General features: G+C 71.7%; 1 protein-coding gene, 1 tRNA gene and 1 pseudogene. 1 reads left to right on the plus strand and 2 read right to left on the minus strand.

Annotated elements, in window-relative coordinates:
- Positions 1-149, plus strand: a pseudogene (locus AOK18_RS35030) (LacI family transcriptional regulator); the annotation flags it as partial.
- A gap of 227 nt (positions 150-376) precedes the next feature.
- On the opposite strand, the gene AOK18_RS29720 reads toward AOK18_RS35030, so the two are convergent.
- Positions 377-449: transfer RNA gene (locus tag AOK18_RS29720), tRNA-His, on the minus strand.
- A gap of 143 nt (positions 450-592) precedes the next feature.
- Positions 593-1,195, minus strand: coding sequence for an oligoribonuclease (gene orn / locus AOK18_RS29725; RefSeq protein ID WP_055696308.1), 603 nt, complete (start codon positions 1,193-1,195; stop codon positions 593-595).
- Positions 1,196-1,261: the final 66 nt, after the last annotated feature.

The following is a 1,261-nucleotide window of genomic DNA, read 5'->3' on the forward strand; positions in this document are numbered from 1 at the left end:
GCGTGCGCCAGCCCATCCAGGAGATGGGCCGCACGATGATCGGCCGCCTCCGCGCCGAGGTGGCCGACCGCCGCCCGGCCGCCTCCCGGGAACTGGACCGGCGCCAGGTGGTGCTGGCCACGGAGCTGGTGGAGCGCGCCTCGTCGTGACCCCGTCCGGCGCGCCCGGACGGGGCGGAGGCGCGGAGATGACGGGGGTGGGCCCACCGGTCCGGGCGAGCCGTTCGGTGCGGTCCGTGCCGGAGGCGCGGGCGTGCGCGGTGCCGGGGGTGGGGTGCCCGGTGTGCCCGACGGCCTTCGTCGCGAGGGAGCGGGCGTACCCGGAACGCAAGAGGCCAGTGACCGCATTGCTGCAGGTCACCGGCCTCTTGCCGGAGGGTGAGTGACGGGACTTGAACCCGCGGCATCCTGGACCACAACCAGGTGCTCTACCAGCTGAGCTACACCCACCATGGCGGCCGTCGGAGGAGACCGGGTCTTTCCCGACCGCGCCGAGAAAAAGTGTACCTGGTCCGCAGGGGTGCTCGCGCCAGGGTTTCGCGGCGCCCCCCGGACGGCCCTCGGAAGCCGCCCGCCGGACGCCCGCCGCGTGCCTACCGCGCGGGCAGGACGTGCTTGGCGGCGATCTTCTTCGCCGTCTCCGAGTCGGGGCCCGGCTGCGGCACGAAGACGGCCTCGCGGTAGTAGCGCAGTTCCGCGATGGATTCGCGGATGTCGGCCAGCGCCCGGTGGTTGCCGCTCTTCTCGGGGCTGTTGAAGTAGGCCCTCGGGTACCAGCGGCGCGACAGCTCCTTGATGCTGGACACGTCGACGATGCGGTAGTGCAGGTAGTCCTCGAGCGTCGGCATGTCCCGCAGCAGGAACCCGCGGTCCGTGCCGACGGAGTTGCCGCACAGGGGGGCCTTGCCGGGCTCCTTGACGTGCTCCTTCACGTACGCGAGGACGCGCTGCTCGGCGTCCTCCAGCGTGGTGCCGTCCGCCAGCTCGTCGAGCAGTCCGGACGCGGTGTGCATCTGGCGCACCACCTCCGGCATCGTCTCCAGCGCCCCGTCCGGCGGGCGGATGACGATGTCGACACCGTCGCCGAGCACGTTCAGCTCGGAGTCGGTGACGAGGGCGGCCACCTCGATGAGCGCGTCGTCCGACAGCGAGAGGCCGGTCATCTCGCAGTCGATCCACACCATGCGATCGTTCATGTGTCTCACCTTACGGCGGGCGGGAGCCCGGGGGCCCCGGCGGGGACCTGTCTCTTATCACCATCT

Origin of the sequence: Streptomyces prasinopilosus, from assembly GCF_001419695.1 — a bacterium.
In the GTDB taxonomy this organism is placed as follows: Bacteria; Actinomycetota; Actinomycetes; order Streptomycetales; family Streptomycetaceae; genus Streptomyces; species Streptomyces prasinopilosus.

Excerpts from the sequence above, each read along its gene's own strand:
- orn (WP_055696308.1), bottom strand. The coding sequence starts at position 1,195 with ATGAACGATCGCATGGTGTGGATCGACTGCGAGATGACCGGCCTCTCG.